Source organism: Polynucleobacter rarus (assembly GCF_003072505.1).
GTDB lineage: Bacteria > Pseudomonadota > Gammaproteobacteria > Burkholderiales > Burkholderiaceae > Polynucleobacter > Polynucleobacter rarus.
The window spans coordinates 80722-107708 of record NZ_NTGB01000001.1 but is presented as its reverse complement, the minus strand read 5'-3'; the positions used below and the strand labels follow the sequence as shown (position 1 = coordinate 107708).

Sequence of the window (26987 nt, the reverse complement as noted above, 5' to 3'; positions counted from 1 at the left end):
ACCAAAAGCGGCAAGGTGATAACTCTTAAATCTAAAGTTCCACTTCTTGATAAAGAAGTGATTGATAGCATGTTTATGAGTAAAAAAGCTTTACTCGATTTTTATGAAAATGAGATGGAAGATGCTCGTAAAACAGGTCTTCTCTTTTCTTTACATGTAAAAGCCACCATGATGAAGGTTTCACACCCAATCGTTTTTGGCCATTGTGTCCGCGTTTTTTACAAAGATGCTTTTGCTAAACATGGTCAACTGTTTGATGAATTAGGCGTCAACGTGAATAACGGGATGATTAATTTATACGATAAGATAGCCACCTTGCCACAAAGTAAGCAAGATGAAATCAAACAAGATTTAAAAGCTTGCCAAGCTAATCGTCCTGAAGTAGCGATGGTAGACTCCGCTAAAGGTATTGATAATTTTTATTCGCCGAACGATATTATTGTTGATGCATCCCTGCCAGTCATGATTCGTAATGGTGGCAAAATGTGGGGTAAAGATGGTCAATTGAAAAATGTGAAGGCCACTATTCCTGAATCTACCTTTGCAAGAATTTATCAAGAAGTGATTGGCTTTTGTAAATGGCATGGTAATTTTGATCCCAAAACAATGGGTACGGTTCCCAATGTCGGCTTGATGGCACAACAAGCTGAAGAATACGGTTCACATGATAAAACCTTTGAGATTCCAGAAGATGGCGTAGCCAATATTACTGATATTGCTACCGGAGAAGTCCTCATGAGCCAAAATGTGGAAACGGGAGATATTTGGCGGATGTGCCAGGTAAAAGATGCGCCGATTCGTGACTGGGTAAAGCTAGCTGTCACACGAGCTCGCAACTCCGGCATGCCTGCCGTGTTTTGGCTTGACCCATATCGCCCACATGAAAACGAATTAATTAAAAAGGTTAACACCTATCTAAAAGACTACGACTTGACAGGTCTAGATATTCAAATCATGTCGCAAGTAAGAGCAATGCGCTATACCCTAGAGCGAGTTGTTCGCGGACTAGATACCATTTCGGTTACAGGCAATATCCTGCGTGACTATTTGACGGACTTATTTCCAATTATGGAACTTGGCACTTCTTCAAAAATGCTATCTATCGTGCCACTAATGGCCGGTGGTGGTATGTATGAAACGGGTGCCGGTGGATCAGCTCCAAAACACGTTCAACAACTTGTTAACGAAAACCACTTGCGCTGGGACTCTCTTGGAGAATTTTTAGCCTTAGCAGTTTCTTTTGAAGATTTAGGTATTAAGAATAACAATCAAAAAGCTAAGCTACTTGCAAAAACTTTAGATGCTGCAACTGGAACTTTACTGGATCAGCGTAAAAATCCTTCTCCTAAAACAGGTGAACTTGACAATCGTGGTAGTCAATTTTATTTGGCAATGTATTGGGCACAAGAATTAGCAGCTCAAAATGAAGACCAGGATTTAAAAACAAAGTTTACTGCGTTAGCCAAAGCATTTGCTGATAATGAAAAAAATATCATAAGTGAGTTAACGCAGATTCAAGGCAAGCCTGTTGATATCGGTGGTTATTATTTACCTGATAGGCAAAAACTGTCTCAAGTAATGTGCCCAAGCCCAAGCTTTAACAACATATTGAAAAACTTTAGCGCTTAAATCATTTCTTGTACTGACCATCATTCCTCAAAGGAATGATGGTCAGTAAAATGTATACACTGCCCCACCCTGGTCTAAAGCTGAAAGAAGATATTCTCTTTCAGCCCACACGGGAGCTTTAATCGCTCTTACACTATCACAAATCTCATCCCATCTTTTGATGAGATCATCAAGTTCCGACTGAGTGAGGCTCTTATCCTTCAGCCGGCAATCCAACTCAATTAACTCCTTGAGTTGGGCAGTAATTTTCATCTTAATATTTAAACTTGGTCTGGTTTGCCAAGGATTGTTGCTGAGTGGAAGTGTTTCATTTTTTTTATAAGTTTTCTAAATCTCCCGGTAATGAGCCTAATTAGCGATGACAAGCTTATATGCGCCATTCACAATGCGACTTTCGTCATCTTAAAAATAATTTTTTTAATAAAGGCACTAGTCACCAGCTCACTCTTACAAGAATTGTAAAAACTATTTTAAAGGTAGATTTTGTAGTAAAGTAAAATTTCAATAAATAAAACTCTAAGAGACTATATGACACCAACAGCATTAATGCCAAGACTTCCAGTTCCAACTTTAGAAGTTAAAACCACCAACGGAACTATGTTTAATCTAAGTTCTTCTGGAGCAGAAAATTTTACTCTAGTTGTTTTTTATAGAGGCTTGCATTGCCCAATCTGCGCAAAATATCTCATCGAATTAGAAAGACTTGCTCAAGAATATATGAATCGTGGCGTAAGAATTATTGCTATCAGCTCTGATAATGAAGAACGCGCGAAAACGATGGCTGAGAAAGTAAGTGCTAATTTAGTTGAGTTTGGTTATGGCTTAGATCTTTCAGATGCGCGTAAGTGGGGTTTGTATATTAGCTCAGGCCGTGGCCCTACTTCAATTGGTATTGAAGAGCCAGCCTTATTTAGTGAACCAGGTGTGTTTTTAGTCAGACCCGATGGAACACTTTATTACGGTTCTACTCAAACGATGCCATTTGCAAGACCATCATTCCAAGATCTACTTGCTGGCGTTGATTTTGCAATTACAAAAAACTACCCAGCTAGAGGGGAGTTCTCTGGATCGCTTTAAAGGAGGCTTTTGCCCTACTAGTTGCTTCACAATTAAGCGCAACCCTCTTTGACTATTTCCCCTAAATAATTAGCCCTATGTTAAAAGTAATTGACACCATTGAAGGCTCTGGGTTTCCTTTAGGTTTTAGATATTCAGAGACAAGCCAACGTTCTTCACTGGTGCTCGGTCAAGTAGGGAATGATTCCATCAATGTTGAATGCCGGGCGATGGGGGCGAAAACCTGTTACCTCCATGCTGCCTTAAGCACCCGAGTGATTCCGAAGATATCATTTTTTTTAAATAATGAAACAATTTAAAAAATAATGGTGTAATAGAATGACGCAAAAAAATTCAAAAACTTTTTCAACTAATTTTACGGATGAGTGAAATATGAAAGCTATGGTCGTTAGAGAATGGGGAAATTCATCAATCTTAGAAGTTGTTTCTGATCCTAAACCAGGTCCCGGTGAAGCTGTTTTAAAAGTCAGGGCTGCTGGTGTGGGATTAACTTTACTTAATATGCGCAATGGTAGTTTTGGAGGTTCTGCCCCCAGAATTATGGGACATGAATTAGGTGGCGATATTGTTGAGGTAGGAGAAGGTGTAAGCTCATTATCGATCGGTCAAAGATGTGCCGTATATTTTTATTTAACCTGCGGGCGTTGCAGATGGTGTTGTGGTGGAAGAGAAACCCTTTGTGAGAATTTCGGAGGATTTGTAGGGGTTCATAGAGATGGGGGATTCGCAGAGTATGTATGCTTACCTGTAGAAAATTTCTTACCTATCCCTGACGGATTAAGTTATGAGGCTGCAGCTATTGCGACAGATGCCGTCAATACGAATTGGCATTGCATGCGTGAGAGAGCAAAAATTAACCCTCATGATAGTGTTTTACTAATTGGTGCAGGTGGTGGAGTTGGCATTCATGGTGTACAAGTTGCTAAGCTATTTGGAGCACGTGTAATTGCTGCTGACGTGTCAGATGAAAAATTAGCTTTAGCTAAAAAATGGGGTGCTGATGAAACAATCAATGTTAAAAATCATCCGAACCTAGTCGAGGCAGTGATGCAAATAACTCAAGGGAAAGGAGTGAATGCTGCAATTGACTATGTTGGTCACGGTAGTACTTTCCAGATGGCTTATGACTCATTAAGTATATCGGGTAGAGCGGTTGTTATAGGAGTTGGCAAAGGTGATATCAGCATAAATCCTCGCAAGTTAATGCTCACCGAAAAGGTGGTCACAGGATCAAGGCACTCGACTCGTACAGAATTAATTGAGACTATGGAAGTCATGGCCAGAGGGGTTATTAAGCCCGTGGTGGGGATGACACGCCATTTTTCAGAAATTGAAAACATATTTGATGCCATCAAGAATGAAACTTTGCTCGGCCGGGGCTCACTGAGCTATGACTAAACCTTGATTTTTAAGTTTCTAAAGGTCGCGCATACATAATTAAACTCTTCATTTCAACACCTTTAGAAAAGGTTAGTTACCCATTCAATCAAAGAAATTTAGGAGCTTAAAAAGCTCTCTTTAAAAATAATTTTTTATATTTTTTTAGAAATTTTTGACTATGTAAGGGTTTCCCATAGATAGCATACGAAAATAAATAGATTAGGATTTGAAAATAACTAAATAAAGGAGATAACAATGTTGAGTTTTAACTTACGTCCCCGTTTTTTTATTTTTACAATTTTCTTGCTGAGCTTTCTTGGGATGAGCCACCAGGCAATTGCTCAAAATAAACCTCCACTTAGGGTTGGTTTTAGTATGGCTTTAACGGGCCCACTAGCAGCGAATGGAAAAGCAGCTTTATTATCAATGGAAATTTGGCGTGAAGAGACGAACAAAAATGGTGGTTTAATTGGTCGACAAGTGGAATTTGTTTATTACGATGATCAATCAAGTCCATCTTTAATTCCAGGTCTTTACACTAAATTATTAGATTCTGACAAAGTTGATGTTGTTGTTTCACCATACGGAACAAATTTAATATCACCTGCAATGCCATTGATTATGCAACGTAATTTAGTCTTCCTTACCTTGTTTGGGGTAGATGTAAACGCCAAGTTTAATTACCCTGGTTATTTTCAAATGATGCCTAATGGTAAAAATCCTACAGTCGGTATTTCCGGTGGATTTTTTGATGCAGCCATGACCGCAAAAGAAAAACCAAAAACTGTGGCTTTTATTGGAGGAGATGCCGAATTTCAGGCAGTAACTATCGAAGGTGCGAGAGAGGTTGCAAAAAAATATAACTTGAAAGTGGTATACGACAAGTCTTATCCACCTACTACAACCGACTTCACTCCAGTTTTACGTGCCATTCAGGCAACGAATCCCGATATCATTTATGTAGCTTCATACCCTGGTGAAACTCCAGGTCTTGTTAGAGCTGCTAATGAGATTGGTTTAAAAGCCTCTGTATTTGGTGGAACGATGATTGGATGTGGCTTTGCCGCAAATAAGAAACAACTTGGTCCACTCTTAAACGGTCTTCTATGCTACGAGCTCTATGTTCCTGAGAAAACTGTCAAGTTTGAAGGAATTGAAGCTTTCTTAAAAATATATCAATCACGAGCTGAAAAAGAAGGCGTTGATCCTTTAGGTTTTTACTTACCGCCATATGCTTACGCACAAATGCAAATTTTAGGTCAGTCCATTGAGAAAGTTGGCAGTATAGACAACAAGAAATTAATTGATTACATTCATAACACTAAATTTACGACCGTAGTAGGTGATGTAAAGTTTGCTGCAAATGGTGAGTGGGAGGTTGGTCGTCCTTTATATGTTCAATATCGGGGCATTAAAGGTAATGACCTGGAACAGTTCCGCAAGCCCGGACCTGCAGTAATTATTTCTCCAGCTGAATTAAAATCAGGGGATCTCGTCACACCGTATCAAGAGGCAAAAAAGAGATAAATAGAATAATCTCCTACTATTAGTTAAAAGGGTTTGCTTTTCTAGCAAACCCTTTTTTTATTCAGAAGGAAGGGACTACAGTTTTTATTTAAAATTACTCTTTTGCAGTGTCCTCATAAATACCTGCATACCATAATGATGAACCATGAAACCACCTAGTTCCATGATCTGAGCATCTGAATAATGTTTTTTCATCTCATCATAAAATTCTTTATTGACCTTAGTTGAATCTAAATACATTTGGTCAGAAAACCGAAGTGCCACTTTCTCTGCTTCAGAAAAATCAGTTGAGTCTTCATAATCATCACTTGCGCTAGCAATTTGCTCTTCTGTCAAACCCTGAGCAAGGGCTCTGTTTGAACGTAATTTACTAAAATAGGGGTCGCCAGCAAAATTAGCTAACTGAATACGCATCATCTCTTTCAGTGAATGTGGCACATTACCTTGAGTATGAGACATGAGCATCGTTTTTAAGATTGCCTTGGCATAGCTAGGTACCCTCGCTAAAATAAGAATAAAGTTCTCATCAGGAACACCTAATTCTTTTGCCTGTTTGATCAAATCAAGTAGCTCAGGATCTTTTATATCATCAATTGCGATGGGCTCAATATTAAACATTAAATACCCCTTCCAGTTAGAGACTTTACTTCCGTACCATAAATTTTCCTGGATTCCTCTTGATCTATTAATCTTCCATCTGGAGAAAACATAGGATAGAAATCTAATGTTCCGTAAAAAGTGTGGTATCCGATATTAAGCCCTATAAAAGCGCCTAATTCAACGATTTCTTCTAACGAATAATATTTTTTTAATTCGTCATAAAATGCTTCATCAATCGCATCTGGATCAGTTGCCATGAGTTCGCAATAGCGTATGGCAATCTTATCCGCATCGCTTAAATGCTTACTCTTTTGGTAATTATCAATTCCATCATTCAAAAGATCTTCAGTTAGCCCATTCTGCTTCGCCGAAGCAGATCGAACATTTCCTCAGTAATTACACGAGGCCATTCGTGAGAGTAAAACACGAATAATCTCTTTGATAGAGTGCTTCACCTTACCAGTAAAAAAAGCAGTACGCCAAGCATTGAACGCTGCTTCTGATAAATCAAGATTGTGGCCCATTACTGCATGAAATCCTGGATCAGGTGCTCGGTTTTCAAGGCAGTAATCAACTAAAGGCTTTAACTTAGTAGCCTGAAGCTCTTCAATCGTTAACATGCGAACATTTGCCATCTACATCCCCTTATTTAATTGTGCTTCAATTGCTTTTCGAATGACTTGTTTGCGGTCAACGCCTGTTTTTGTTTCTTTTAACTCGCCATTTTTAAAAAATAATAACGTCGGTAAGGTACGAATATTGTAATGATCCACTAGCGAAGTATTTTCATCTGCATTGACCTTTGAAATTCTTACTTGACTTGGCACATCTTGCACAATCTCTTCTAAAATACGCGACATGTGCTTGCAAGGAACGCAGGTACTAGACCAAAAGTCCACGACAGTTACCCCTTCAAAGCTAAGGACTAAGTCTTTAAAGTTATCTTGATTTAATTCATAAATCTTACTTGCATTCATTTTTTGTCTCTTTAATTACCTTGTTTCATTCCACAATGTAGCATGTATAAAAGTATGGTGGTTGAACCAAAATATCTCTAATTTAAAAGTACTATGTATCAAACTAGGATGATATTGCTTCTGACTCTATTGATTATCGAGGGCACTTATCTGAATGCTCAGGATTTAAAAATTACTAATCCAATTTGAGATATTTTTATTTAAGTAGTCCGGCGCTACGTAATGTCTCTTTTGCAGTTTCACTAAAGTCAACTTCCGGAGCATCACCACCAATAACAAACATCAACCAATGAGTTTTATCGGGCTCTTCAAAGGTTACGTTTTCAAAGCGACGTTGAACGCCTGCTGGGAAAGAACAAATATCCCACTGACCAACATCAAAGTATTCAACCTTATCGTCGACTTCCCAGGAACAACGCCATTTACCTGTCATAGGAATAAAGGTTTCATTCGTATCATGGTTATGCATCATCGGCCCAAACCCCGGCTTACACTCGCAAAACCCGATATTAAAACCTTCACTAATTTTGATAGCCGAACTCTCTGAAGCATTACTGCCAACTGGAGATTCAACCTCAGATCCCCCCTTACCTTTTGGTGGTTGAAAACCGAGAGCATTGTAGAGCTTTCGATAGGCAGAAGGAAACTCACTATCAATTAAGCCCGTATCAAATCCTTTTAGATCTTTAAAAAATGCGACGCGTGCGCGCATTTCTTCTTTGGTGAAGCGTATTTCAGGTATTCCCATACTTGTCTCCTTACTTTTTTTAATTATTAATATAGTTTATATCCCATTTATCTATAAAGGCAAATTTTTCCTCAATGAAACAACGAATCAAAATGAAATAGATTCCAAAGAATAGGGGAACTACATAACTAATTGAAGACCACAACTTTTCTCAGAAGGCCAAGCAAAACTAGTTAAAGGCTTTTATTATGGGGTATTACATTTTTGATTAGGAAAATCTCGCTTGCAATTTAGGAAACATATCCTCCATTTAGGAGTTTTATTCAGTATTAGTCTTGGACTAGCAATAAACTGCTCAGTTATGGCTCAACCTACGGAAAATAATACCGTCGTTGGTTCAAAACGTTTTACAGAAAGCTATGTCCTTGGAGAAATACTTAACCTAACATTGCGTGATGCCGGATTACAAGCTGAGCATCGACAAGGTCTTGGTAATACTGCGATTGTCGTTCAAGCACTATTAACTAAACAGATTGATGTCTATCCAGAATACACTGGCACAATTTTGCGAGAGATATTAAAACGCCCAGAAACCCAAGCCTCACTCAGTGAGCTGAATTCTTGGCTTGCCCCCCAGAACTTAAAGGTGTCCATACCGCTTGGCTTTAACAATACCTATGCGCTTGCAATGAAGGCCGATAGAGCAAAAGTGCTAGGCCTTAAACGAATTAGTGACATCTCAAACCTGACTGCAGAGCAGCAATCCAAACTTCGAATCACCTTATCGCCAGAATTTAAGACCAGAACCGATGGCTGGCCTACCCTTGTAAAGGCCTATGACATAAAAATAAAACCAATGAAAGTGTTAGAACATGGCTTAGCCTACGACGCCTTAGCACGTGGCGAGTCCGATATTGTTGATGCCTACTCGACGGATGCAGCGATTACCCAAAAAGGTCTCATCTTATTAGAGGATGACAGACAGGCATTTCCGCGCTATGACGCAATACTTTTGATGCGCTCAGATTTCAATGAGAAGCCACTTCAAGTTTTAGTGGGAAAATTAAATGAATCAACCATGACAAAGCTCAATGGACAAGCTGAATCTGGCCTTAGTTTTGAAAAAGTGGCGCGGGGGTTTTTAGATTCGTCTGTTGACAAGCAGTCTGAACAATCGCAGATCTCAAAGTTTTTCAAATTGCTTTTTGGTCCAGATTTTTTTATCGCCCTCCGCACTCATGTTCTGCTGGTGGTTCTTTCTTCAACCATGGCTCTGTTAGTCGGCGTTCCTCTTGGTATTCTTGCTCACCGCAGGTCCCGATATACGAATTGGATTTTGGGAGGCGTTGGCATTTTACAAACCATACCCTCACTTGCATTGCTGACTATTTTGATCGCTGTTCTAGGTCAAATAGGAACGGTGCCAGCCGTTTTAGCTTTATTTCTATATGGCCTACTACCGATTGTCAATGCGACCCATATTGGTTTGATGGAGGTGCCAATTACTTTAAAAGAAGCCGCTTTAGCACTTGGATGTAACGAAAGGCAATTGTTACTTTTCATAGAGCTAGCACATGCTCGGCCGATTATATTAAATGGTTTAGCATCGGCAACTGTGATTGGGGTAGGTACTTGTACACTTGCAGCATTAGTAGGAGCTGGTGGATTTGGCGATCGAATAGTAGCTGGACTAGCAGTAAACGATTCTGCATTGATGCTTTCTGGAGCCATACCGGCCGCTATTTTGGCACTGCTTGCTCAAGTCTTACTTACACCAAAAAGAAAAACCCAAAAAATCTAATGAATAACTATAGTGGTTTGATGGTGCTAGAACTGACTACTCCCCATAGATAAATCAAGGGGCTTTACGCTGCTTTTTGGTAAACGAAATTAGATTTACTGAAATACACTATGCAATAGATCCTTGTATCCTAATTGGTGATTCAAAGCAATATCCTCTTCATTAATTTGGTCTGCAAGGTGGGAACTTAACCAATTGCTTCAGCGCATCTTTTCGATCTAACCTAAAATCTTTTAAATACAAAATTTAAACCACAGCTAATCAGAAAATATTGACTTGAAAACGCGCATCGAAATCGTAACGCCTGCCCCTCCTGGCACTCTGCACGGAAACCGTATTACTGCTTTGCGGTGGCATAAATTTTTATCAATCTTAAATTATCAAAGTACCGTTACAGAAGAGTGGTCTGGAGAGTCATGTGATGTTCTAATTGCACTCCACGGACTTCGAAGCCATGACTCTATTCAACGGTTTAAGAAAGTCCATCCGCATCACCCTGTCGTCTTGATCATGACTGGAACAGATATTTACCGTGACTTAAAAGACTCAAAAAAAGTAGTCAAGTCCATGGAGATGGCTGATGCGATTGTGGTTCTTCAGCCAGACGCCATTCATTCTTTACCTAAGCAATTTCATCATAAAGTCCAAGTGATTTACCAGTCAGTAAAAAGTATTACTAGAAAAACACCCCCAAAACGTCATTTTTTAGCCAGCATCATAGGTCATTTGCGTGCAGAGAAAGATCCCTTTTGTGCGGCGCAGTGCTTACCTCTATTACCCTCGGACAGCAAGATCCAACTTGTGCAACTTGGGAAGGCCATGAGTGCGGTATTTAAACAACAGGCAAACACTATTGAAAAAAATATTGTTCGTTATCGGTGGTTAGGACAACTCAGTCATTCCAGAACTTTACAGTGGCTCTCCCGCTCTCATGTGATGATCATTTCCAGCATTATGGAGGGTGGCGCTCACGTAGTGTCTGAAGCAATTGCGATTGGCATCCCTGTCATTGCGTCAGACATCCCGGGCAATCGGGGCTTATTGGGTAAGTCCTACCCTGCTTACTATCCTGTAGGTGATAAAGTCGCCTTAAGCAAGCTACTCACCAAGGCTGAGACTAATCCAGCCTTCTACCAAAAATTATGTCAGGCGATTTCTAAACGACAGAAGATTACCGAACCGGAATTAGAGAAAAGATCTATACAAAAACTTATTGAGCAGATATTAAAGCCTGCTTAGAAGCAACAAAGACTAACAATAATTTTAGCTATTGAATATTAGTCAGATAAATATCCTTGAGTCACGTCAATAATTCTTTTTCATATGACAGTATTTAGCCAAGGCTATGCATTTGTACTCTGCGAAGTTTATTGCTAATCATATCGACGCCAATCACTAATACAAGCATTGCCATAATGACTGTTGAGGCTTGCTGCTCATGCAATAGTGAGAGTTCATAGTACAGAATTTGCCCAAGCCCTCCAGCACCCACAAATCCTAATATCGTCGCCATACGAATATTCATTTCCCAACGATAAAGACTATAAGAAAGAAGTTGCGAGTAAATGCCTGGTAAAGCTCCATACATAAATGCTTGGGTATAACTTGCACCAGCTAATCTGAGTGCATTAGTTGAACTAGGAGAGTGATTTTCTAAAGTCTCACCAAATAAACGACCCAGTACACCAGTAGTATGAAGAGCAAGGGCTAAGGTTCCGGCAAATGGTCCTAAGCCTACCGCCAACACCATTAATACTGCCCAAACGAGTTCCGGTACCGAGCGCAGAAAATTTAAGAGAAAACGGGTAATCACTTTTGCTGTATAACCAAACTGTCCAGCCGCAGGAAGTGCTAAGAAAAGACTAGCAATAGCAGCTAATAAGGTTGATAAAGCAGAAATAGCCAGAGTTTGCAATAAGCCTTTCCAAACCTTTTGCAAAAATGCAGGAGTGAGGTCTGGTGGGAAAAAGCGCCCTGTATAAGTAGCGATATCACCCATCGCTTGTTCAGTAAACAAAGCTAGAGGATTAAATGAGAGATATGCAAAGCTCGCCACAATGAAAAGCGCAATTAATAGGAGCGTAATCAGACACTTTAGGCAAAATTTGCGAGCAGGATAATGGTTCATGCAAGGAGCCGACGAATGATAAGACTGATGTAGTCTGCAAGTAAAACAAGCAACAAAAACATGATCAGTATGGTAGATACTTCACCGCCATTGAGCATCTTCATCGACTGGTCCATTAACTGACCTAGTCCGCCTGCACCCACAAAACCCATCACGACCGAGGCTCTAACTGCGCATTCCCAGCGATAGATGGTGTAGGAAGCTAGCTCTTGTGAGGCGCCCGGTAAAAGTCCATATAAAAACGCATTAATACGACCACTACCCTGCAGCAGTAGCGCTCTAGCAGGAAGGGTATTTTCTGTCTCTAAAATTTCGGAATACACTTTTGCAAGCATACCCCCGTAAGTAATTGCGATTGCTAGCACACCTGCAACTGGACCTAAACCAAACACTCTTACCAACAGTAAAGCCCATATAATTTCTGGAATACCTCTAAGAAATAACATGAGCATTCGGGCGAGGTATCTACCAAGCTTTGCGAATTGATGTCCTGAGGCTGGGCCAATACGTGAAATTGATAGACTGTAAGTAATGATTAATCCGAGCGGGACTGCGATCAGTAATGCCAAGGCAATCCCAGCGGTTGCCATCGCTAGAGTTTCTATAGTGGCCTTGAGTACCAACATTAAAAATGTAGCTTGAAGATTCGGTGGGAAAAACTGAACTAAGAAGTTAGCAAAAACTTTGAGATTGCGCTCTTCAAATAATGCAAGTACATCAAACTGTGCCAATTGCATCATTTGCCATAAAATTGCAACTGCAACACACGTCACCAAAAAACGTCTGAGCGCAGCAGGATCTCTGGGGTGATGTACCTTGTTCATTACAGTGTTTTCACATTATCTTGCTTTGGTAAGACGCCTCGCTCAGCTGCATAAAGCTGTTGTAACAAACTCTCGCTCACTTCAGATGCTGGCAAGTCAAAAAAGACCTCTCCATCGCGTAGGCCAATAATACGTGGGAACCACCGTAAAGCAATATCTACAGCATGTAGACTAGCCACAAAACAGGCATTTCTAGTCTGAGCATCTGCCAATAAACACTGAATCGTTAAGTCAGAGAGCACGGGGTCTAATGCCGACACAGGCTCATCGGCAAGCAATAAATCTGGCTTTTGGTAAAGGACGCGGGCAACTCCTACTCTTTGAAGTTGACCTCCTGATAGGCGATCACATCTGTCAAAAAGACGATCTGCAAGTTCAAGTTTTTGCAGACATAACTGTGGACCTGAAATATCTACTGGGTAAATTAAAGAAACAAGAGATTTCCAAAATGGCCACTGACCAAGGCGACCCGCTAATACTGCGGTAATCACTCTTTGCCTTGGTGGAATTGGGGCCGCTTGATGCACGAGGCCTATTTGCGAGCGTAAACGCTGTAATTGTCCTTTTGATATCGCCCATGGATCAACATTGAATACTGCCATTGAACCAGTACTTGGGCGCAGTGAAGTTGCTATTAATTGAAGCAAACTGGTTTTACCAGAACCAGATGAACCAATAATCGCGATTGACTCTCCAGTAGAGGCACTAAGATTAATATTTTTTAGCGCCTCTTGGCCATTACTATGGGTAAAACTGACATTCTTAAATGAAAAAGCGATGTTTTTCACTTTATTAAGCCAGCACCAATAGCAGCTTTTTCAATCTCATCATAATTTGATGAATTAGTTGGAATATATTTACTGGCTCTTTGTAGATCCATTAATTCTTTTTGAGCAGGATCATTCGCATTTAACTTTAAGAACGCATCGCTAATCTTTTTAGTCAGTGTGGCATCTAAGCCACCTCTTACTGTCCAGTTATAGTCATGATAGGGAGGCGTTGTATATAACACTCTAACTTTTTCGGTATTCGGATTTTTGGCTTCAGATAATTTATCCCAAACAGATGCATTTAAAGCGCCTGCATCAGCCTTACCACTAGCAACAAAGGCAATCGTAGCATCATGGGCTCCAGAAAAAGCAATGTTCTTAAAGTCTGCATCTGGATTAATACCTGCCTTCATTAAGTAAAAACGTGGCATTAAGTGACCTGAGGTCGATGAGGGTGAACCAAAGGCAATCGTTTTACCTTTTAAATCAGCCAAAGACTTTACTGAACTACCCTCCGGAATAATAAATTTACTAGTAAATTTTTCATCCTCAAGGCGCTGAATGATAGGCTTGACGGCACCGTTGGTACGAATTTTTGCTTGGATATAAGTAAAACCGCCCAACCAAGCCATATCAATTTTATTAGTTGCTAGCGCTTCAACCACTGCGGCATAGTCAGTTACAGGTGTGAATTCGACTTTCATGCCAGTCTCTTTCGATAAATAGGCACCTAAGGGTAGAAATTTTCTTTGCAACTCCGTTGGGGATTCGTCTGGAATTGCTGAGACACGTAACACAGCTTGTGCATTCGCTTGAAGCGTCAATCCACTAAAGCAAATCATCGCAAATGCGAGGCTGAGAAAAAATTTCAACTTGAATATATTGAGTTTCATTTATTGGTGCTTTCTATTGAGTTGAAAAAGTAATGGTTAAACTACAGAAATTCCTGAGCCTTGTTCAAAACGACCTATTATCTGAGCATCTGAAAAACCATCTAATCTGAGAATTTCTAATACTTGGTTCGTAGCTTCAGGGCTGCAAGAAATTAATAAACCACCACTAGTTTGAGGATCGGATAATAAATTCTTCTGCCAATCATCAGAATGTGAGTTCATCGCAACTTCATGGCCATACCCTAGCCAGTTACGTGGAGACGCACCAGTATAGATACCTTCTTTCACTAGTTTGACCGCCTCCGCAACAAATGGAATAGAATCCCATTGAATTTGAGCTGATAGCTTTGCACCACGGCACAGTTCCAACAAATGCCCTGCTAAGCCAAATCCTGTCACATCTGTAAGTGCATGCACACTATCAAGTTGCGATAGTGCTAAACCTGGCTTATTGAGCTTCGTGGTTAATGCAATCATCTCTTGATAAGCAGCATCAGACAGTTGCTCCTTTTTCAAAGCCGCCGAAAGAATACCAACACCTAAGGGTTTACTAAGGATGATGCTATCGCCCAACTTTGCACCACTATTACGCTTTAGCTTCTTAGGATCTACTATACCAATGGCAACTAATCCATAAATGGGCTCTACTGTATCGATCGAGTGACCACCGGCAATCATAATGCCGGCCTCTGCACAAACTGACTCACCACCCGCAGTAATTTGCTGAATTACATCCAAGGGAAGAACATTGATTGGCATACCTAAGAGAGCAAGTGCAAATAATGGTTGTGCCCCCATGGCGTAAATATCTGAAATCGCATTGGTAGCAGCAATCCGCCCGAATTGATAAGGATCATCAACAATAGGCATAAAGAAATCCGTAGTCGCCACAATCGCTTGATGTTCATTTATTTGATAGACAGCTGCGTCCTCATTATTATCTGAGCCTGCAAGAAGTGCAGCAGGTATCTGGCGAATGGGAGAAGCTTTAAGAATATCGCTTAAAACACCAGGTGCAATTTTGCAACCACAGCCCCCGCCGTGAGAAAGGGAGGTAAGTCGACCGTTGTATGTCATATTAATGTACTCAATTTAAAGTAGGGGCAGGATAGATATCAAATTTTACCTAATTTAGGCTAAACAGGTACGAAAGCCACAGAAAAAGTCTCTTCTGGAGGGTAGATAAAAATTGCGAAATTGGGAGCGTCGTAGATAGTTCGGAGTGAACTTACTCCAACCTTTTAAAACCCGATGTTTACCATCAAACCAAGGCGCCGAATAGTCTTGATAAGGATCCGAGCTAAACCCTTCAAAAGGCTCAAAAGTACTGCTGGTCCACTCCCATAGACTAGAGGGTTGCCATTGCTCGCTAACTGATGCCATCAAAATACTGAGTTCATTTTCTGTGGGCAGACGAACACCTTTCCATAAACAATACTTCTCTGCGCTTTGAGCAGAAATATGTCGAACAGGTGCTTTGAGATCAATCGCTAACCACTGATCATAGAAGCGTTCAAACCAATCATTCCCCTCTTTTTTCCAATACGCTGGTTGATGATCTGTGGAACTTATCTTCGCATCATTTAGGGATTTTAAAAATTCTAAATATTCACCGTTACTCACTGCATGACTTGAAATTGAAAACTGAGGAACGGATACTTCATGCTGCCATTTTTCGTTATCGAAGATAAAACCGGTGTTTTGGGCTGATCCGAGTTGCAATTGGCATTCCGGAATACGGATATACCGCGGCTCAAAGTAAGTCTGATGATCTTCAATGGAGCGATGAGGATGCTCAAGTGGCCAACTATAACCCAACGATTGCCACATATAAGCAAATGCTTCATTGTGCATATCCTCATGATAGAGAGCTAACTGAATAAAGTAAGCCTGCTCAGGGCTCACAGACCCTGATTTTAGGATGGTAAAAGTACGCGCCATCACCTCGGAAAAATAACTCATCAAAATATCGATCGTAGGTATTTTTGCCAACCAGCGATCATTGTGGCTAATGATGGATGAATTAAATAAAGTATCAGCCTGACTTAGAAAAGAAGGGTTTGATTCTTTCCCATGGCGATGAACCCAAAATTCATGAAACCAAATCAGATGCCCAAACTCCCAGTAGGGAGGATTTAACTGAGGTAATAAAGGGACCTGTTCTTGCCCCGGATCTAGTTTTTGAATAATAGTTTGCGTTACATGAGTGGAGCGTTCTAAATCTTTTAACAGATTGATTGGCGACGGCCAAGGCGCATAACTCAGATAATCAAAATATGTCATTAGGCTTCAGTAAATGAAAATCATTAATTTTTGATAATAGTGCAAATATCTTGATAACCGCTTTATCCAATCATGCGGAAAACCTCGTCGTTCTGGCCGGGGAAGATGTCAAATGCGCCTTGCCAGCAAAACAGCTCCTGCTGAACCACCACCAACCATAGCACACCACCATTTAAGAACAAAGGAAGGAGGGGGTGTGACCTTTGATCTCGCTTCATTTTTATGATCGATTTCATCAGCTTGGCAACGTATTAACAACTTTAGTATTTCCTCATGACTACCTTTCTTTTGGAGGTAATCAATCTGTTGCTGATAATGCTGCTCCACAAATGTCTCAACTGCATCAATCGTTGCATAGACGGCTTTTTTACCAAATAATGCTGGTATTGCACCCGTTAGCCATCCTGCAATGCGCCAAGGTCCTAGCAATCTGCTATGAAATTTTTTCTCTAAAACAGACTCTATTAATTGTAAATGCTCAGCTTCAGTGCTCCCATGGTGTTTTGCAAAATAGAGGAGTTCTTGATCTTTTCGCAAATTTGCAACTGCAATAATTCCTTTGTAGATATAGACAGCACCCGTCTCGCCTGCATGATCAGAGCGTAATTCTTGCTCTAAATATTGAGAATAAGGACTTGAGTAAGCTTCAGGCAAGGCACTCATCTTAAAAATGCCCTGATGTAACTTATTACTTCGTCATAAAACTGTTTCATCTTTTGTATCAATCTCATTTTTACTATCGAAGGTAATTACTAAAATCAAAAAAAGATTTGACTTAGCTTTTCTATATTGTTGTCTTAGTTTGAATGATCACTAAGTTTTAAGTATTTTATAGCTTAGACACTAATCATGTTTATTGCATGATTCACTACGTAATCCCAGAAAATCATGCAATTCTGATGGAATTTAGAATAGTGCTACAAAAAGCAAGTAGATAACCAAGGTACTAATGCAATCACTAAGATACCCAGAAATAGCGCAACTAAATAACCCAAAATTGGTTTCACACCTTCATCAGGGTCTACCTTTCCAATCGCGCATGCGGCGTAATAACCAACCCCCAATGGTGGAGCAAATAAGCCAACGCCCATTGATAGAATGACTACCATCGAGTAGTGAACCTCATTAATACCTAGCTGACGCGCAACGGGAAATAACAATGGTCCAAATAAAACAATAGCAGGAATTCCTTCGAGTACTGATCCGAGAACAATAAATACCAAAACAGAAATTAGCATAAATAATTGCCAACTCCCATTCAGATCAGTCATCACTTTTAAAATTACTTGGGAAAAGCCAGATTGCGTTAGAGCCCAAGCCATACCCGTGGCAGCGCCAATAATCAAAAGAATCGCACCCGATAAACAGGCAGTATCCACAAGCATAGGTAAAAGACGTTTCCAATCAAATTGTCGATAAACTATCAGCCCACAAAAAAGTCCATACACAATTCCAATCGTCGAAACCTCGGTGGCTGTTGCTATACCCTCTACCACTGCTGCACGAATCACAAATGGTAAGAGTAGTGCAGGAAGCGCAATGACAAAAAGCTTACTGATGACACGAACAGATGGTTTGATAGTATTTGTTATTGGTGTGTGACGATTGCGCCACCAAACCAACATACACAAAATCAAGCCCAGAATAAAGGCTGGTAGCATCCCACCAGTAAATAATGCTGTGATCGATACGCCAGTGACCGAGCCAATCGTGATGAGAACTAAACTTGGTGGAATGGTTTCAGTTTGAGCGCCAGTTGCCGCGAGTAAAGCGACTAACTCTCCTGGCGGGGTGTTCCGTTTCATTTCGGGAAATAAAGCGGGTGCAATCGCTGCCATATCCGCCGCTTTGGAGCCCGAAATACCGGAAACTAAATACATGGCACCCACTAATACGTAAGATAAGCCCCCCTTGACATGACCCAACATAGAGGCGAGAAAAGCAACCATAGCCCGTGCCATACCTGTCATTTCCATTAATAACCCCAGAAAAACAAATAAAGGTACTGCCAAAAGTACCATATGCGACATCGACTCATCTAGGCGACCAACGACAACGGATAAAGGCAAACGGGTACTTAAACCCAAATAAGCGATGGTACCGAGTCCAAAGGCAAATGCAATCGGCACCCCAGCTAATATACAAAACCCAGCGACCCCAACAAAGAAGATGAGTAAGTTATATTTTCCTAAAGGAACCAACCAAGGACTGCAAGCATAAAAAATGCCAGCAATCAATAAGGTAAGGCAAACTCCAAAAAGGGTTGTTTTTAAACTGCCTAAAGTACCCAAACGAAAAAGACAAAAAAAGATCATCAGCAACATTCCAATCGGAATAGCAGCCGCCCGCCAAGCATTAGAGATTTCTAGGGAGGGTGTAGTTACCATCACTTCATCTAAGGCAAAGTGATAAGCAGGTAGAAGAACGATAGCTAAGTAAAACAAACATGCCACCATTGCAATTGCTTCAAGGTAGTGTCTTTTTGCAGGGCTGAGTTTACTCACCAATGCAGTCATCCGCATGTGCTCACCCCGTTTCAAGGCAATGACAGAACCTATCATCGCCAGCCATAAAAATAATATGGAAGCTAGTTCATCAGACCAAACGAGCGGGGAATCAAAAAAATATCTCCCTACTACTCCTGAAAATAATATCGTGACACAGGCAAGAACAAGCAGAGCTGCCACCCCCTCAACGATAGAGAAAACGACAGACTCAAACCATTTAATTCCGACAACTAATTGATTAAACAAAAGAAGCTACTTTCAAGAACCAGTCCACTTTTAGGAAAGTTTACCGGTATATTTTTCAAGTAGTGTCCATGCCTCATCGCCGAACTTCTTTTTCCAATCTGCATAAAAACCAGATTGTCTAAGTTTTTCGCGGAAAGCATCTGTATTGCCATTGTTAAAGGCCATTCCCTTGGCTTTTAAGTCGTTGGCCAAACTTTCATTAAGTTTATAAACTTCAGCTCGTTGCAAAGCTGCTGCCTCAGCAACATTTCGGGTAATAATCGCTTGTAAATCTTGAGGCATTCCCTCAAAAATTTTCTTATTACCCATGAACCAATAACCATCCCACATATGATTTGTCAAAGAGCAATACTTTTGTACTTCGTACAGTTTTGCTGTAGAAATAATTGCTAAGGGATTTTCTTGACCATCAACGACTTTTGATAGCAAAGCAGAATAGACCTCTGCAAAGTTTAAAGGTGTAGGTGACGCACCGAGGTCTTTAAATAAAGAAACCCAAATCGGTCCTGGAGGAGTGCGCAGCTTTACACCTTTTAAATCCTCTGGTTTTTCAATTGGTCGAACGCTATTAGTTATTTGGCGATATCCGTTATCCCAAATCTTATCAAAGGCAAAAATCGTACCAGTCGCAGCAATTTGACGACGCACAAATGCACCAAGATCACCATCCATGGCTGCCCAAACTTGTTTGTAATCTTTGAAAGCAAAACCAACGCCGTTGATCTGTGCAAGGGGTACTAAAGAACCCAAAATAAGCGGCGACAGAGTCATAAAGTCTAAGGCGCCAGAACGTAATTGCGACAACATGTCGGTATCATTACCTAATTGATTGTAGGGAAATACTTGAATATTGACCCGACCTTTAGTCTCAGTCTTGATCTTTTCCGCCATTTTCATCGCACTAGTGCTAAGAGGATGCGTTGCTGGCAAATTACAACCAAACTTCATATTAAACTCTGCGGTTTGGGCAAAAGTTGTACCAGTTACTAATGGCAAAGTCGCCACACCAGTATATTTCATAAAATCGCGTCTTGTAACTGTCATGTTGTCTCCTTTTATTTGCAAATAAGATTGCTACTAGTCATTCAATAACTTCAAATAATGTAACTGAAACATCATTCTAATATGAGGATTGATTGTATTGGTTCGAATTAAGGGAAAACCCAACTGTATTTCTGGTTATTCTGATTGCATATTGCGCCGCAATGTAGGTAAACCAACCCCTGAGGCATCAAAGCCCCCGTCAACGGCTAAAACCTGTCCATTAATATAAGATGCCTCGGAACTACACAAGAAACCGACGGTGTTTGCCATTTCCTGCGGAGTACCATATCTCTCAAGTGGAATCGTGTCATGATAATCTGCCCTAATTGCAACACTATGAACTAATTTAGCCATTTCGGTATCTACAGGACCTGGCGCAATAGCATTTACCCGAACCTTGTAATTACCTAGTTCTACAGCAAATTGTTTTGTCAAATGAATAATAGCAGCTTTACTAGTGCCGTAAGCTACCCTCAAAGTGCTCGCTCTCAAACCAGATATCGAAGCCACATTTACAATAGCACCGCCACCATTTTTAACCATCATCTCGCCGAAGATTTGTGAACAAATGAATGTCCCGTCTAAGTTCGTATCCATGACCGTTCTGAATTCAGCGTAAGAGGTTTTTAAAACTGGTTTAAAGATGGCAACCCCGGCATTATTCACGAGTGCATGAACAGATCCAAACTGATCAAGGACTTTTTGTGCAGCAACAATTACTTCTTCTTCGGCAGAAACATCACAGTGAATACCAATTACATCATCCGACCTGTCAAGGCGCTGGATTGTTGCATCAAGCGTTGTTCGATCAATATCTAAGAGCGCCACTTTATAGTGATGGGCTAAGAACCATTCGCCAATGGCTAAACCTATTCCTCTTGCGCCACCTGTTACAACTGCAACTTTGGTTTCTTGAGTATGATTTGTCGACATTTTTAATTTAAAAAAGTAAGGTTTTGGAGACTAAATTTTTATCATAGCATTTTCAACTTGGGTTTATGAACCAAAGTTTTATTAACAAAGCTTCAATCAGTAAAGCTTTTTGCTAAGACAACTTTATTTCGCAGGTCGATGCAATGCACAAATCTTATTCCCAGCAGGATCTCTTAACCAGGCTATATAGACTGTACCTGCCACACCCTCGCGATAACCAGGTTCACCTTCGCACATGCTTCCTCCATGAGCAATACCATTGGCATGAAAAGCATCTACTTCAGCAATTGACTTGGCACTAAAACCGATTGTGCCGCCATTAGCACAAGTAGCTGCATTACCATCAAGGGGTTTTGTAATAGCAAAAACACCACTTGCACTACGGTAAAAATATCGATTATGACTAAAGTTTCCTGGCTTAACTCCTAAGGTTCCTAATACCGCATCATAAAAATCTCTTGAAACTTCAAGATCATTTGCACCCAGCATGATATGACTAAACATGGTTTTCCTATAAATGATTGAATTAATTTACAAATAAAACTTTAGAATGCTTACTTTAAAGATTCGCTTTGGGAAGAACGCATAATCGTGTTACGGATGAATTGCTTCTCATAGTGTCGATTACGACGAGATTTTTTTGCAATCGAACGCTGTAGGCTACGCTTATCAATGATAATCTCATTTAATTTACTTAAATCATCTAAGTCTTGTATTTGATTAGGTGAGTTTCGGCGCGGCATAAATTAGAAGGTAGAAGACGAAATTAAATAAGTTTTATATTAAATCATGTAAATTGAAAAAATGCTTGAGAGGTGCTTTAAACAATTTACCCCCTAATTAAATAAAGCCGCTAAAGTTGATTACTTTAGCGACTTTATTTTCATACGCTCTATAGAAATACCTAGCCAAGATAATAACTTTAATCGAAGCTTATGCAAATGAGCTTACTTACCTAATCTTGTCTCTATCCATGAACTGAGAATCTCAGCAATCTGAATGCTATTAGTATCTTGCATCAGCATATGCGAATTTCCTTTGATACCAATTTCTGGAAGTACGAGTAACTCTGCTTTACCACCTGCTTGATTCGTCTTTTCTATAAACTCACGACACGCTTTAAGTCTAGGTGCCCAGCGCGGTGATAACTCAACATAATCACCGAATAAAACCATCAGAGGCATCTTGATGTAGGGAGTTAAATCACTATTCGCGGCAGGACATGCTGCAGGCTCTATCGAAATAATTCCGGCAATCCCATCCGTGCTTAATTGCGCAGTTTGAAAAGGGTAAATTCCAGATTGCGAGTGGCTAATTAATACTGTTTTTTTCAATTGCTTGGAAAGCTGTGACAAAGCAGGTACTGTTGGATTTGGAGTAGGCATTGAATTAATCCAGTCAGGCACCATTTGTTGCCATAAACTATTTTGCGCTTCAATTGGAAATTTCAACCCATCAAATATCTTTGGATATTCCGCACCAAAACGGAAGATTGCCCATGCGGATTCATGACTAGCCGCAAATACTACTGGAAGTTGATCAGGGGTTTCTTTTCCCATTTTAGTTGCATTCATTGCAGCGGCATTTACCGCAGATCTACCTCGACCGGACTGATCAATGACATAAGTTGGAAAACCGCGCTTAACAAAATATTCATCCCAACCGATACGTCCATCAGGAGTCGACTCCCAGGTTTTACCAGTCAGACAACATCCATGGATGAACACAACAGAATTACTTTGTGCTTTCAAAGGAGTTTGATAACGCACATACATTTGATCAACCGTAATAGTTCCGGATTGAGCATATGCCGGTAGTGTTGAGAGTGTATTGGATTCAATATCTTTACCTCCCACAAAAAAACTACCTTGCTTGGCAAGAGACAATGGGCCATTAATTACTTTATCGCCCAAAGAAGTAACTTTGAAATTCAAAGCTGTGCTTTGAGCATTTGTTTCTAACGCTAAAAATAGCGTCACTGAACTCAAGATAAAAACAATACTTTTTTTGAACAACTTCATTTTGTCTCCTGTAAGTAATTCTCTGTTTTACTGTAAAAAAGAATAACATAAAGCCTAGAGACATCGAACAGTGTTAGGTTCGGTGGATTAGTCGATGTGTTCTATCTAAACAATTTTACCGACACATACATTTGAGACCTAATTCATTTTATATTTCCAACTGAATCTGCAGAATAATAGCCACTGTCTTTGCCGTTAATTGTGCCATGTATAAACCATTCTTTGGTTGCCTTAAAAACAACGGGACGTTGCCTTTCATATTGCAAATAATGAGATCCGCATGCAATTTTTAAAAAAGCTTTTTTCTCAACAGTCAAGGCTTTCCAAGCGTCGAGTCGTGCCTCGAAATTATCAAATTCTCCCAACAATATCAGTGTAGGAGCCTTAATTTTTGAGACATTTTCACGCCAACCATAATTCATTCGATTGGGTGCACGCATCACACCACCAGGTATCCAATTAGCCCCTGCTCCCTCAACAAGCATTAATTCGCGCCACATCACATCACGGATATCCTTGTCGTCAATTTGATCACTACATTTAACATCAGCCATCCAGCGCTCCCCTTCCAATCTTTCCCTTGTCTGAAGTAAGACTGGTGCACCAGGTTCTGGGAAGACAGTAGGTGGTTTATCCTGATCAAAAAAGGGTGCTGGCGCTAAAAATAAAATGCGCTTAACCATCTCAGGATGCTTCGCAGCAAAACCACCAATTCTTGGAGTACCCGTTGACCATCCAACAAGATTAATTTTGTCTACACCTCTTATTTTTAAAATATGTTTGACTGCTGTCTCAACTTCGTCCCATTCAGTTTGGCTGGATACGAGCTTAAAGGGGTAATGAGGAGCACAAGGAGCTTTTAAAATGTGAGGAATTAGAATAGATTGTTGCTTGGGGTCGACATTACATGGATCATCCATGTAAGGCCGAGGAGAGCTTCCATAAGCAGTCATCGTCAAAGCGAAAGTGTCAAAACCTTCTTTTGCTAAATTTTCCATCCAAGAAAAATCTTTGTAATTTAAATCATACGCCACCGTTGCAGGTGAAAAGCCCCCATGAATAAACAATACTATTTCTGGCTTAGAACCATTTTCAATGGCTTTTTTTGTACTCTCTAAAACTCTTTCGCGTAAATGTAATCCAACAATTTGATTTTGATTAGCGGGCACAGTCGAAACATGCGGAACGAAAGAATCTATCGAAAGGACTGTTTCCTGAGCAAATGCAATATTAAACATTAACCCGAAAAACAACATTGCCCAAAATAGAAATTTTTTTTGAAAGCATCTATAAAACATGATGTGTCTCACCTTCATCTATGTGCTTGTCTCAACTTTGCAAGCTTATCCACATTCTAGCTGAACAGCAAGTAAGGTCAAGAAAATGATTAGTGATTCGATATTAGAATCACTTAACTGTACGAGACGGCTTTGAGGGTTATTGTATTCTGATACGATTTATTCTAAAGTAGGATATAAATTAACAGGATAGAGTACCTTACTCTCATTTCAATACAAAAAAGTGAGACATCCTGAAAGTAAAAAAGTTGGAGACTTAGTTGTAATCATCGTTGTAGATAAAACTCAGGATTGAGCGTTTCGAAAAAAAAGTGAAAACTTATCTAAACTGTAATTGACCTAATAGGGAGATAGATATGCCAAAATATTTTTCAAGAAGAAGCTTTTTATTAACTGCTAGTACATTGGGTGTTATGAGTTCTATGAACTTATCTTTTTCGCAGCCTCTTTCTAACTGGGAATTTCTACCACCATTACCTGAGGCATCAGGTGAATTAGTGGGGGCAACTATAGGTAATACGATGTATGTGATGGCGGGACTTGATGACATTGAGTTCTCACCGAGAGGCTTAAGCTATAAGTACGATAAAGCAACAAAAGTTTGGACAAAACTTCAGAATATGCCTTTACCAGCTCATCATATTGCTTTAGTTGCTCACAATGGCAAACTTTATGTGTTTGGTGGTTTTAATAAACCTAACCCTGAAAAAGAATGGAAGCCTGTAGATAACGCTTGGGAGTATTCCCCAGAAAGTGACACTTGGAAAGCCATCGCTCCGTTACCTAAAGCAAGGGGCGCGGCGCAAGCAGTAGTTTCCGGGGGAAAGATTTATCTCATTGGTGGCGCAAGATCAAATTCAAAGAATGGTCCTGGTACACCAATTCCTAGAGGTTCTAATAAGCATATTGTGGTTGGAGATGTTGACGAATATGATCCTGCTACGAATCAATGGCGTTCAAGAACACCAATGCCAACCCCAAGAAATCATTTTATTGCTGGAGAAGTTGGAGGCAAAATATACGCTATCAATGGTAGGATTGGTGCGGTTTTTGTAGTTGCAGCCGATGTTACAGATGTCATTGAAGAGTACGACCCCAATAGCGATACCTGGTTATTAGTCGGGCGCGCTCCAACTAGTCGTAGTGATGTAGGTGGTGGTGTTTATAACGGAAAAATTTATATCACTGGTGGGGAATATCAAGACACTAAGAGAAAAATGACTTTTTGGGCATTTGAAGCATATGATCCTGCTACGAAAACATGGCAAATTCTGCCGCACGTGATGGTCGCTCGACACGGTTTTGCGGCTGCAATGATGGGGAATGAACTACATATAGTTGGTGGCAGTTTCCAATCTGATGGTATGCCAGGGGCGGCTTCTCCAATACCTTCTCATGAATTTTATAAGCTTTAGATTTATATTTATTATTAAGTTTTTTATCAACAAATTCCTAACTCTAATATTACGTTGGTAAATTATTTTCCCAAACTAGATAGCATTTACCTTCTTTTTCTGGTGGGTTCACTAAGGGCATCTATGCCTGAATGGATAAAACTGTGATGAATAAATTACCTCTTCAGTTTATCTTCTTGCTCTTAATCTTCTTCAGTCAAATCTCGTTTGCTGATAAGTGCCAAGATGATAAGCTTACTCAGGTCAAAGGTATTGATAACTGCTTAGCTATTACAACCTTCCGAGATCCATTAGCCCCAACACCCTCTGCATTAGTTGTTTTCATCCACGGCGACCAAAGTGATTTGAAGGCAGTAACTAGCATGCCACGCTTAGCTAAAAATATTCAATTACCTTCTGATGTCATCAAGGTCTTTATCCTAAGACCAGGTTATTTTGATGCCGAGGGCAACGAATCGACTGGTTACAATTATGGACGCAGAGATAGTTACACATCCGGAAATGTTGATGAAATAACTGCAGCTATTCAATCATTAAAACAATACTATGGTTTAAAAAATACAGTATTAGTGGGACATTCTGGTGGCGCTGCTTTTGTGGGTGTCATGATTGGGCGAACTCCAGGAATTGCAAATGGCGCCCTACTTTTATCTTGTCCTTGTGACATTAGTAGATGGCGCTCTGATCACCAAGCTCAACCTTGGGGCTCACTTTCTCCCATTAATTTTCATAAAACTATACCCTTAACTACCAAGGTAATTGCAATTACTGGTGATAGCGATAACAATACTAGAGAACATTTAGCTAAAGAATATATTGCTGCCTTGACCTCAAGAGGTATGAATGCTCGTTATATTTCAGCGATAAATACTGCACATAACGACACGGTAAATGTAGAATTAGTAACGGAACCAATTAAAACTCTACTTCAAGCCAATGATTAATT

The 26987-nt window shown here is 40.1% G+C and carries 28 protein-coding genes; 9 read left to right on the top strand and 19 right to left on the bottom strand.

Annotated elements, in window-relative coordinates:
* The coding region (locus AOC35_RS00505; RefSeq protein ID WP_108645263.1) for an NADP-dependent isocitrate dehydrogenase at window positions 1-1629 on the top strand (1629 nt) is incomplete at its 5' end.
* Between the two features lie 42 nt (window positions 1630-1671).
* Here the strand turns inward: AOC35_RS00505 and AOC35_RS00500 are convergent.
* Window positions 1672-1881: a hypothetical protein gene (locus AOC35_RS00500; RefSeq protein WP_108645262.1), complete on the bottom strand. Its 210-nt coding sequence runs from the start codon at window positions 1879-1881 to the stop codon at window positions 1672-1674.
* Window positions 1882-2157: 276 nt separating this feature from the next.
* Between AOC35_RS00500 and AOC35_RS00495 the strand changes: the two genes are divergently transcribed.
* From AOC35_RS00495 to AOC35_RS00480, 4 genes are all read left to right on the top strand, one after another.
* Complete coding sequence (locus tag AOC35_RS00495) at window positions 2158-2706, top strand: peroxiredoxin-like family protein (RefSeq protein ID WP_108645261.1); 549 nt, start codon at window positions 2158-2160, stop codon at window positions 2704-2706.
* A gap of 77 nt (window positions 2707-2783) precedes the next feature.
* Window positions 2784-3005 (top strand): hypothetical protein, encoded by a 222-nt coding sequence (locus AOC35_RS00490; RefSeq protein WP_108645260.1) that lies wholly within the window; start codon window positions 2784-2786, stop codon window positions 3003-3005.
* A 73-nt stretch (window positions 3006-3078) separates the two neighbouring features.
* Complete coding sequence (locus tag AOC35_RS00485; RefSeq protein WP_108645259.1) at window positions 3079-4104, top strand: alcohol dehydrogenase catalytic domain-containing protein; 1026 nt, start codon at window positions 3079-3081, stop codon at window positions 4102-4104.
* A 237-nt stretch (window positions 4105-4341) separates the two neighbouring features.
* The gene (locus tag AOC35_RS00480; protein ID WP_211307455.1) at window positions 4342-5613 is read left to right on the top strand and encodes an amino acid ABC transporter substrate-binding protein; all 1272 of its coding nucleotides are present in this window, start codon (window positions 4342-4344) and stop codon (window positions 5611-5613) included.
* Between the two features lie 84 nt (window positions 5614-5697).
* On the opposite strand, the gene AOC35_RS00475 is transcribed toward AOC35_RS00480, so the two are convergent.
* The 5 genes from AOC35_RS00475 to AOC35_RS00455 all read right to left on the bottom strand — a co-directional run bounded on the left by AOC35_RS00475 (window position 5698) and on the right by AOC35_RS00455 (window position 7938).
* On the bottom strand, window positions 5698-6231 hold the full coding sequence (locus tag AOC35_RS00475; RefSeq protein ID WP_108645258.1) for a carboxymuconolactone decarboxylase family protein: 534 nt from the start codon (window positions 6229-6231) through the stop codon (window positions 5698-5700).
* On the bottom strand, window positions 6231-6551 hold the full coding sequence (locus tag AOC35_RS00470) for a carboxymuconolactone decarboxylase family protein (RefSeq protein WP_108645257.1): 321 nt from the start codon (window positions 6549-6551) through the stop codon (window positions 6231-6233). Before AOC35_RS00470 ends, AOC35_RS00475 begins: the two co-directional genes overlap by 1 nt.
* Window positions 6552-6602: 51 nt before the next feature.
* The gene (locus tag AOC35_RS00465) at window positions 6603-6848 is read right to left on the bottom strand and encodes a hypothetical protein (protein ID WP_108645256.1); all 246 of its coding nucleotides are present in this window, start codon (window positions 6846-6848) and stop codon (window positions 6603-6605) included.
* Window positions 6849-7190 carry a thioredoxin family protein gene (locus tag AOC35_RS00460; protein WP_108645255.1) on the bottom strand — a complete coding sequence of 114 codons (342 nt, stop codon included), beginning with the start codon at window positions 7188-7190 and terminating at the stop codon, window positions 6849-6851.
* A gap of 196 nt (window positions 7191-7386) precedes the next feature.
* A complete protein-coding gene (locus AOC35_RS00455) occupies window positions 7387-7938 on the bottom strand; it encodes a cupin domain-containing protein (protein ID WP_108645254.1) in 552 nt (183 codons plus the stop codon).
* Window positions 7939-8239: 301 nt separating this feature from the next.
* Here AOC35_RS00455 and AOC35_RS00450 point away from each other — a divergent pair, with 301 nt between their 5' ends.
* Both AOC35_RS00450 and senB read left to right on the top strand, forming a co-directional pair.
* Window positions 8240-9679, top strand: coding sequence for a glycine betaine ABC transporter substrate-binding protein (locus tag AOC35_RS00450; RefSeq protein ID WP_108645253.1), 1440 nt, complete (start codon window positions 8240-8242; stop codon window positions 9677-9679).
* Between the two features lie 276 nt (window positions 9680-9955).
* Window positions 9956-10918, top strand: a complete 963-nt coding sequence (senB, locus tag AOC35_RS00445) for a selenoneine biosynthesis selenosugar synthase SenB (RefSeq protein ID WP_159077405.1) — start codon at window positions 9956-9958, stop codon at window positions 10916-10918.
* A 94-nt stretch (window positions 10919-11012) separates the two neighbouring features.
* On the opposite strand, the gene phnE is transcribed toward senB, so the two are convergent.
* The 13 genes from phnE to AOC35_RS00375 form a co-directional block, all read right to left on the bottom strand.
* The gene (gene phnE / locus AOC35_RS00440) at window positions 11013-11807 is read right to left on the bottom strand and encodes a phosphonate ABC transporter, permease protein PhnE (RefSeq protein WP_108645251.1); all 795 of its coding nucleotides are present in this window, start codon (window positions 11805-11807) and stop codon (window positions 11013-11015) included.
* Window positions 11804-12631 carry a PhnE/PtxC family ABC transporter permease gene (locus AOC35_RS00435; RefSeq protein ID WP_108645250.1) on the bottom strand — a complete coding sequence of 276 codons (828 nt, stop codon included), beginning with the start codon at window positions 12629-12631 and terminating at the stop codon, window positions 11804-11806. The genes phnE and AOC35_RS00435 overlap by 4 nt, the downstream gene beginning before the upstream one ends.
* Complete coding sequence (locus AOC35_RS00430) at window positions 12631-13419, bottom strand: phosphonate ABC transporter ATP-binding protein (protein ID WP_425440618.1); 789 nt, start codon at window positions 13417-13419, stop codon at window positions 12631-12633. Before AOC35_RS00430 ends, AOC35_RS00435 begins: the two co-directional genes overlap by 1 nt.
* A complete protein-coding gene (locus tag AOC35_RS00425; RefSeq protein WP_108645249.1) occupies window positions 13416-14294 on the bottom strand; it encodes a putative selenate ABC transporter substrate-binding protein in 879 nt (292 codons plus the stop codon). The genes AOC35_RS00430 and AOC35_RS00425 overlap by 4 nt, the downstream gene beginning before the upstream one ends.
* Window positions 14295-14330: 36 nt before the next feature.
* Window positions 14331-15371: a selenide, water dikinase SelD gene (gene selD, locus AOC35_RS00420; protein WP_108645248.1), complete on the bottom strand. Its 1041-nt coding sequence runs from the start codon at window positions 15369-15371 to the stop codon at window positions 14331-14333.
* A gap of 54 nt (window positions 15372-15425) precedes the next feature.
* Complete coding sequence (locus AOC35_RS00415) at window positions 15426-16577, bottom strand: SUMF1/EgtB/PvdO family nonheme iron enzyme (protein WP_108645247.1); 1152 nt, start codon at window positions 16575-16577, stop codon at window positions 15426-15428.
* Window positions 16578-16685: 108 nt separating this feature from the next.
* The gene (locus tag AOC35_RS00410; RefSeq protein ID WP_108645246.1) at window positions 16686-17240 is read right to left on the bottom strand and encodes a demethoxyubiquinone hydroxylase family protein; all 555 of its coding nucleotides are present in this window, start codon (window positions 17238-17240) and stop codon (window positions 16686-16688) included.
* A 254-nt stretch (window positions 17241-17494) separates the two neighbouring features.
* On the bottom strand, window positions 17495-19330 hold the full coding sequence (locus tag AOC35_RS00405; RefSeq protein ID WP_108645245.1) for a TRAP transporter large permease: 1836 nt from the start codon (window positions 19328-19330) through the stop codon (window positions 17495-17497).
* Between the two features lie 30 nt (window positions 19331-19360).
* Window positions 19361-20374 (bottom strand): TRAP transporter substrate-binding protein, encoded by a 1014-nt coding sequence (locus tag AOC35_RS00400; RefSeq protein ID WP_108645244.1) that lies wholly within the window; start codon window positions 20372-20374, stop codon window positions 19361-19363.
* A gap of 135 nt (window positions 20375-20509) precedes the next feature.
* Window positions 20510-21307, bottom strand: a complete 798-nt coding sequence (locus tag AOC35_RS00395; RefSeq protein WP_108645243.1) for an SDR family NAD(P)-dependent oxidoreductase — start codon at window positions 21305-21307, stop codon at window positions 20510-20512.
* A 123-nt stretch (window positions 21308-21430) separates the two neighbouring features.
* A complete protein-coding gene (locus AOC35_RS00390; RefSeq protein WP_108645242.1) occupies window positions 21431-21811 on the bottom strand; it encodes a VOC family protein in 381 nt (126 codons plus the stop codon).
* Between the two features lie 443 nt (window positions 21812-22254).
* Window positions 22255-23328: an alpha/beta hydrolase family protein gene (locus tag AOC35_RS00380; protein ID WP_211307454.1), complete on the bottom strand. Its 1074-nt coding sequence runs from the start codon at window positions 23326-23328 to the stop codon at window positions 22255-22257.
* A 143-nt stretch (window positions 23329-23471) separates the two neighbouring features.
* Window positions 23472-24626: an alpha/beta fold hydrolase gene (locus AOC35_RS00375; RefSeq protein ID WP_159077404.1), complete on the bottom strand. Its 1155-nt coding sequence runs from the start codon at window positions 24624-24626 to the stop codon at window positions 23472-23474.
* 356 nt (window positions 24627-24982) lie between these two features.
* Between AOC35_RS00375 and AOC35_RS00370 the strand changes: the two genes are divergently transcribed.
* Both AOC35_RS00370 and AOC35_RS00365 read left to right on the top strand, forming a co-directional pair.
* Window positions 24983-26041 carry a Kelch repeat-containing protein gene (locus AOC35_RS00370; protein ID WP_108645239.1) on the top strand — a complete coding sequence of 353 codons (1059 nt, stop codon included), beginning with the start codon at window positions 24983-24985 and terminating at the stop codon, window positions 26039-26041.
* A 146-nt stretch (window positions 26042-26187) separates the two neighbouring features.
* The gene (locus AOC35_RS00365) at window positions 26188-26985 is read left to right on the top strand and encodes an alpha/beta hydrolase family protein (RefSeq protein ID WP_108645238.1); all 798 of its coding nucleotides are present in this window, start codon (window positions 26188-26190) and stop codon (window positions 26983-26985) included.
* Window positions 26986-26987: the final 2 nt, after the last annotated feature.

Coding starts and splice junctions, on each gene's coding strand:
- AOC35_RS00415 (WP_108645247.1), bottom strand. CDS start 16,577: ATGACATATTTTGATTATCTGAGTTATGCGCCTTGGCCGTCGCCAATC.
- AOC35_RS00390 (WP_108645242.1), bottom strand. CDS start 21,811: ATGTTTAGTCATATCATGCTGGGTGCAAATGATCTTGAAGTTTCAAGA.
- AOC35_RS00485 (WP_108645259.1), top strand. CDS start 3,079: ATGAAAGCTATGGTCGTTAGAGAATGGGGAAATTCATCAATCTTAGAA.
- AOC35_RS00495 (WP_108645261.1), top strand. CDS start 2,158: ATGACACCAACAGCATTAATGCCAAGACTTCCAGTTCCAACTTTAGAA.
- AOC35_RS00500 (WP_108645262.1), bottom strand. CDS start 1,881: ATGAAAATTACTGCCCAACTCAAGGAGTTAATTGAGTTGGATTGCCGG.
- AOC35_RS00365 (WP_108645238.1), top strand. CDS start 26,188: ATGAATAAATTACCTCTTCAGTTTATCTTCTTGCTCTTAATCTTCTTC.
- AOC35_RS00460 (WP_108645255.1), bottom strand. CDS start 7,190: ATGAATGCAAGTAAGATTTATGAATTAAATCAAGATAACTTTAAAGAC.
- AOC35_RS00425 (WP_108645249.1), bottom strand. CDS start 14,294: ATGAAACTCAATATATTCAAGTTGAAATTTTTTCTCAGCCTCGCATTT.
- AOC35_RS00435 (WP_108645250.1), bottom strand. CDS start 12,631: ATGAACAAGGTACATCACCCCAGAGATCCTGCTGCGCTCAGACGTTTT.
- selD (WP_108645248.1), bottom strand. CDS start 15,371: ATGACATACAACGGTCGACTTACCTCCCTTTCTCACGGCGGGGGCTGT.
- AOC35_RS00410 (WP_108645246.1), bottom strand. CDS start 17,240: ATGAGTGCCTTGCCTGAAGCTTACTCAAGTCCTTATTCTCAATATTTA.
- AOC35_RS00475 (WP_108645258.1), bottom strand. CDS start 6,231: ATGTTTAATATTGAGCCCATCGCAATTGATGATATAAAAGATCCTGAG.
- AOC35_RS00400 (WP_108645244.1), bottom strand. CDS start 20,374: ATGACAGTTACAAGACGCGATTTTATGAAATATACTGGTGTGGCGACT.
- AOC35_RS00370 (WP_108645239.1), top strand. CDS start 24,983: ATGCCAAAATATTTTTCAAGAAGAAGCTTTTTATTAACTGCTAGTACA.
- phnE (WP_108645251.1), bottom strand. CDS start 11,807: ATGAACCATTATCCTGCTCGCAAATTTTGCCTAAAGTGTCTGATTACG.
- AOC35_RS00480 (WP_211307455.1), top strand. CDS start 4,342: ATGTTGAGTTTTAACTTACGTCCCCGTTTTTTTATTTTTACAATTTTC.
- AOC35_RS00455 (WP_108645254.1), bottom strand. CDS start 7,938: ATGGGAATACCTGAAATACGCTTCACCAAAGAAGAAATGCGCGCACGC.
- AOC35_RS00450 (WP_108645253.1), top strand. CDS start 8,240: ATGGCTCAACCTACGGAAAATAATACCGTCGTTGGTTCAAAACGTTTT.
- AOC35_RS00380 (WP_211307454.1), bottom strand. CDS start 23,328: ATGAAGTTGTTCAAAAAAAGTATTGTTTTTATCTTGAGTTCAGTGACG.
- AOC35_RS00395 (WP_108645243.1), bottom strand. CDS start 21,307: ATGTCGACAAATCATACTCAAGAAACCAAAGTTGCAGTTGTAACAGGT.
- AOC35_RS00375 (WP_159077404.1), bottom strand. CDS start 24,626: ATGTTTTATAGATGCTTTCAAAAAAAATTTCTATTTTGGGCAATGTTG.
- AOC35_RS00490 (WP_108645260.1), top strand. CDS start 2,784: ATGTTAAAAGTAATTGACACCATTGAAGGCTCTGGGTTTCCTTTAGGT.
- AOC35_RS00465 (WP_108645256.1), bottom strand. CDS start 6,848: ATGGCAAATGTTCGCATGTTAACGATTGAAGAGCTTCAGGCTACTAAG.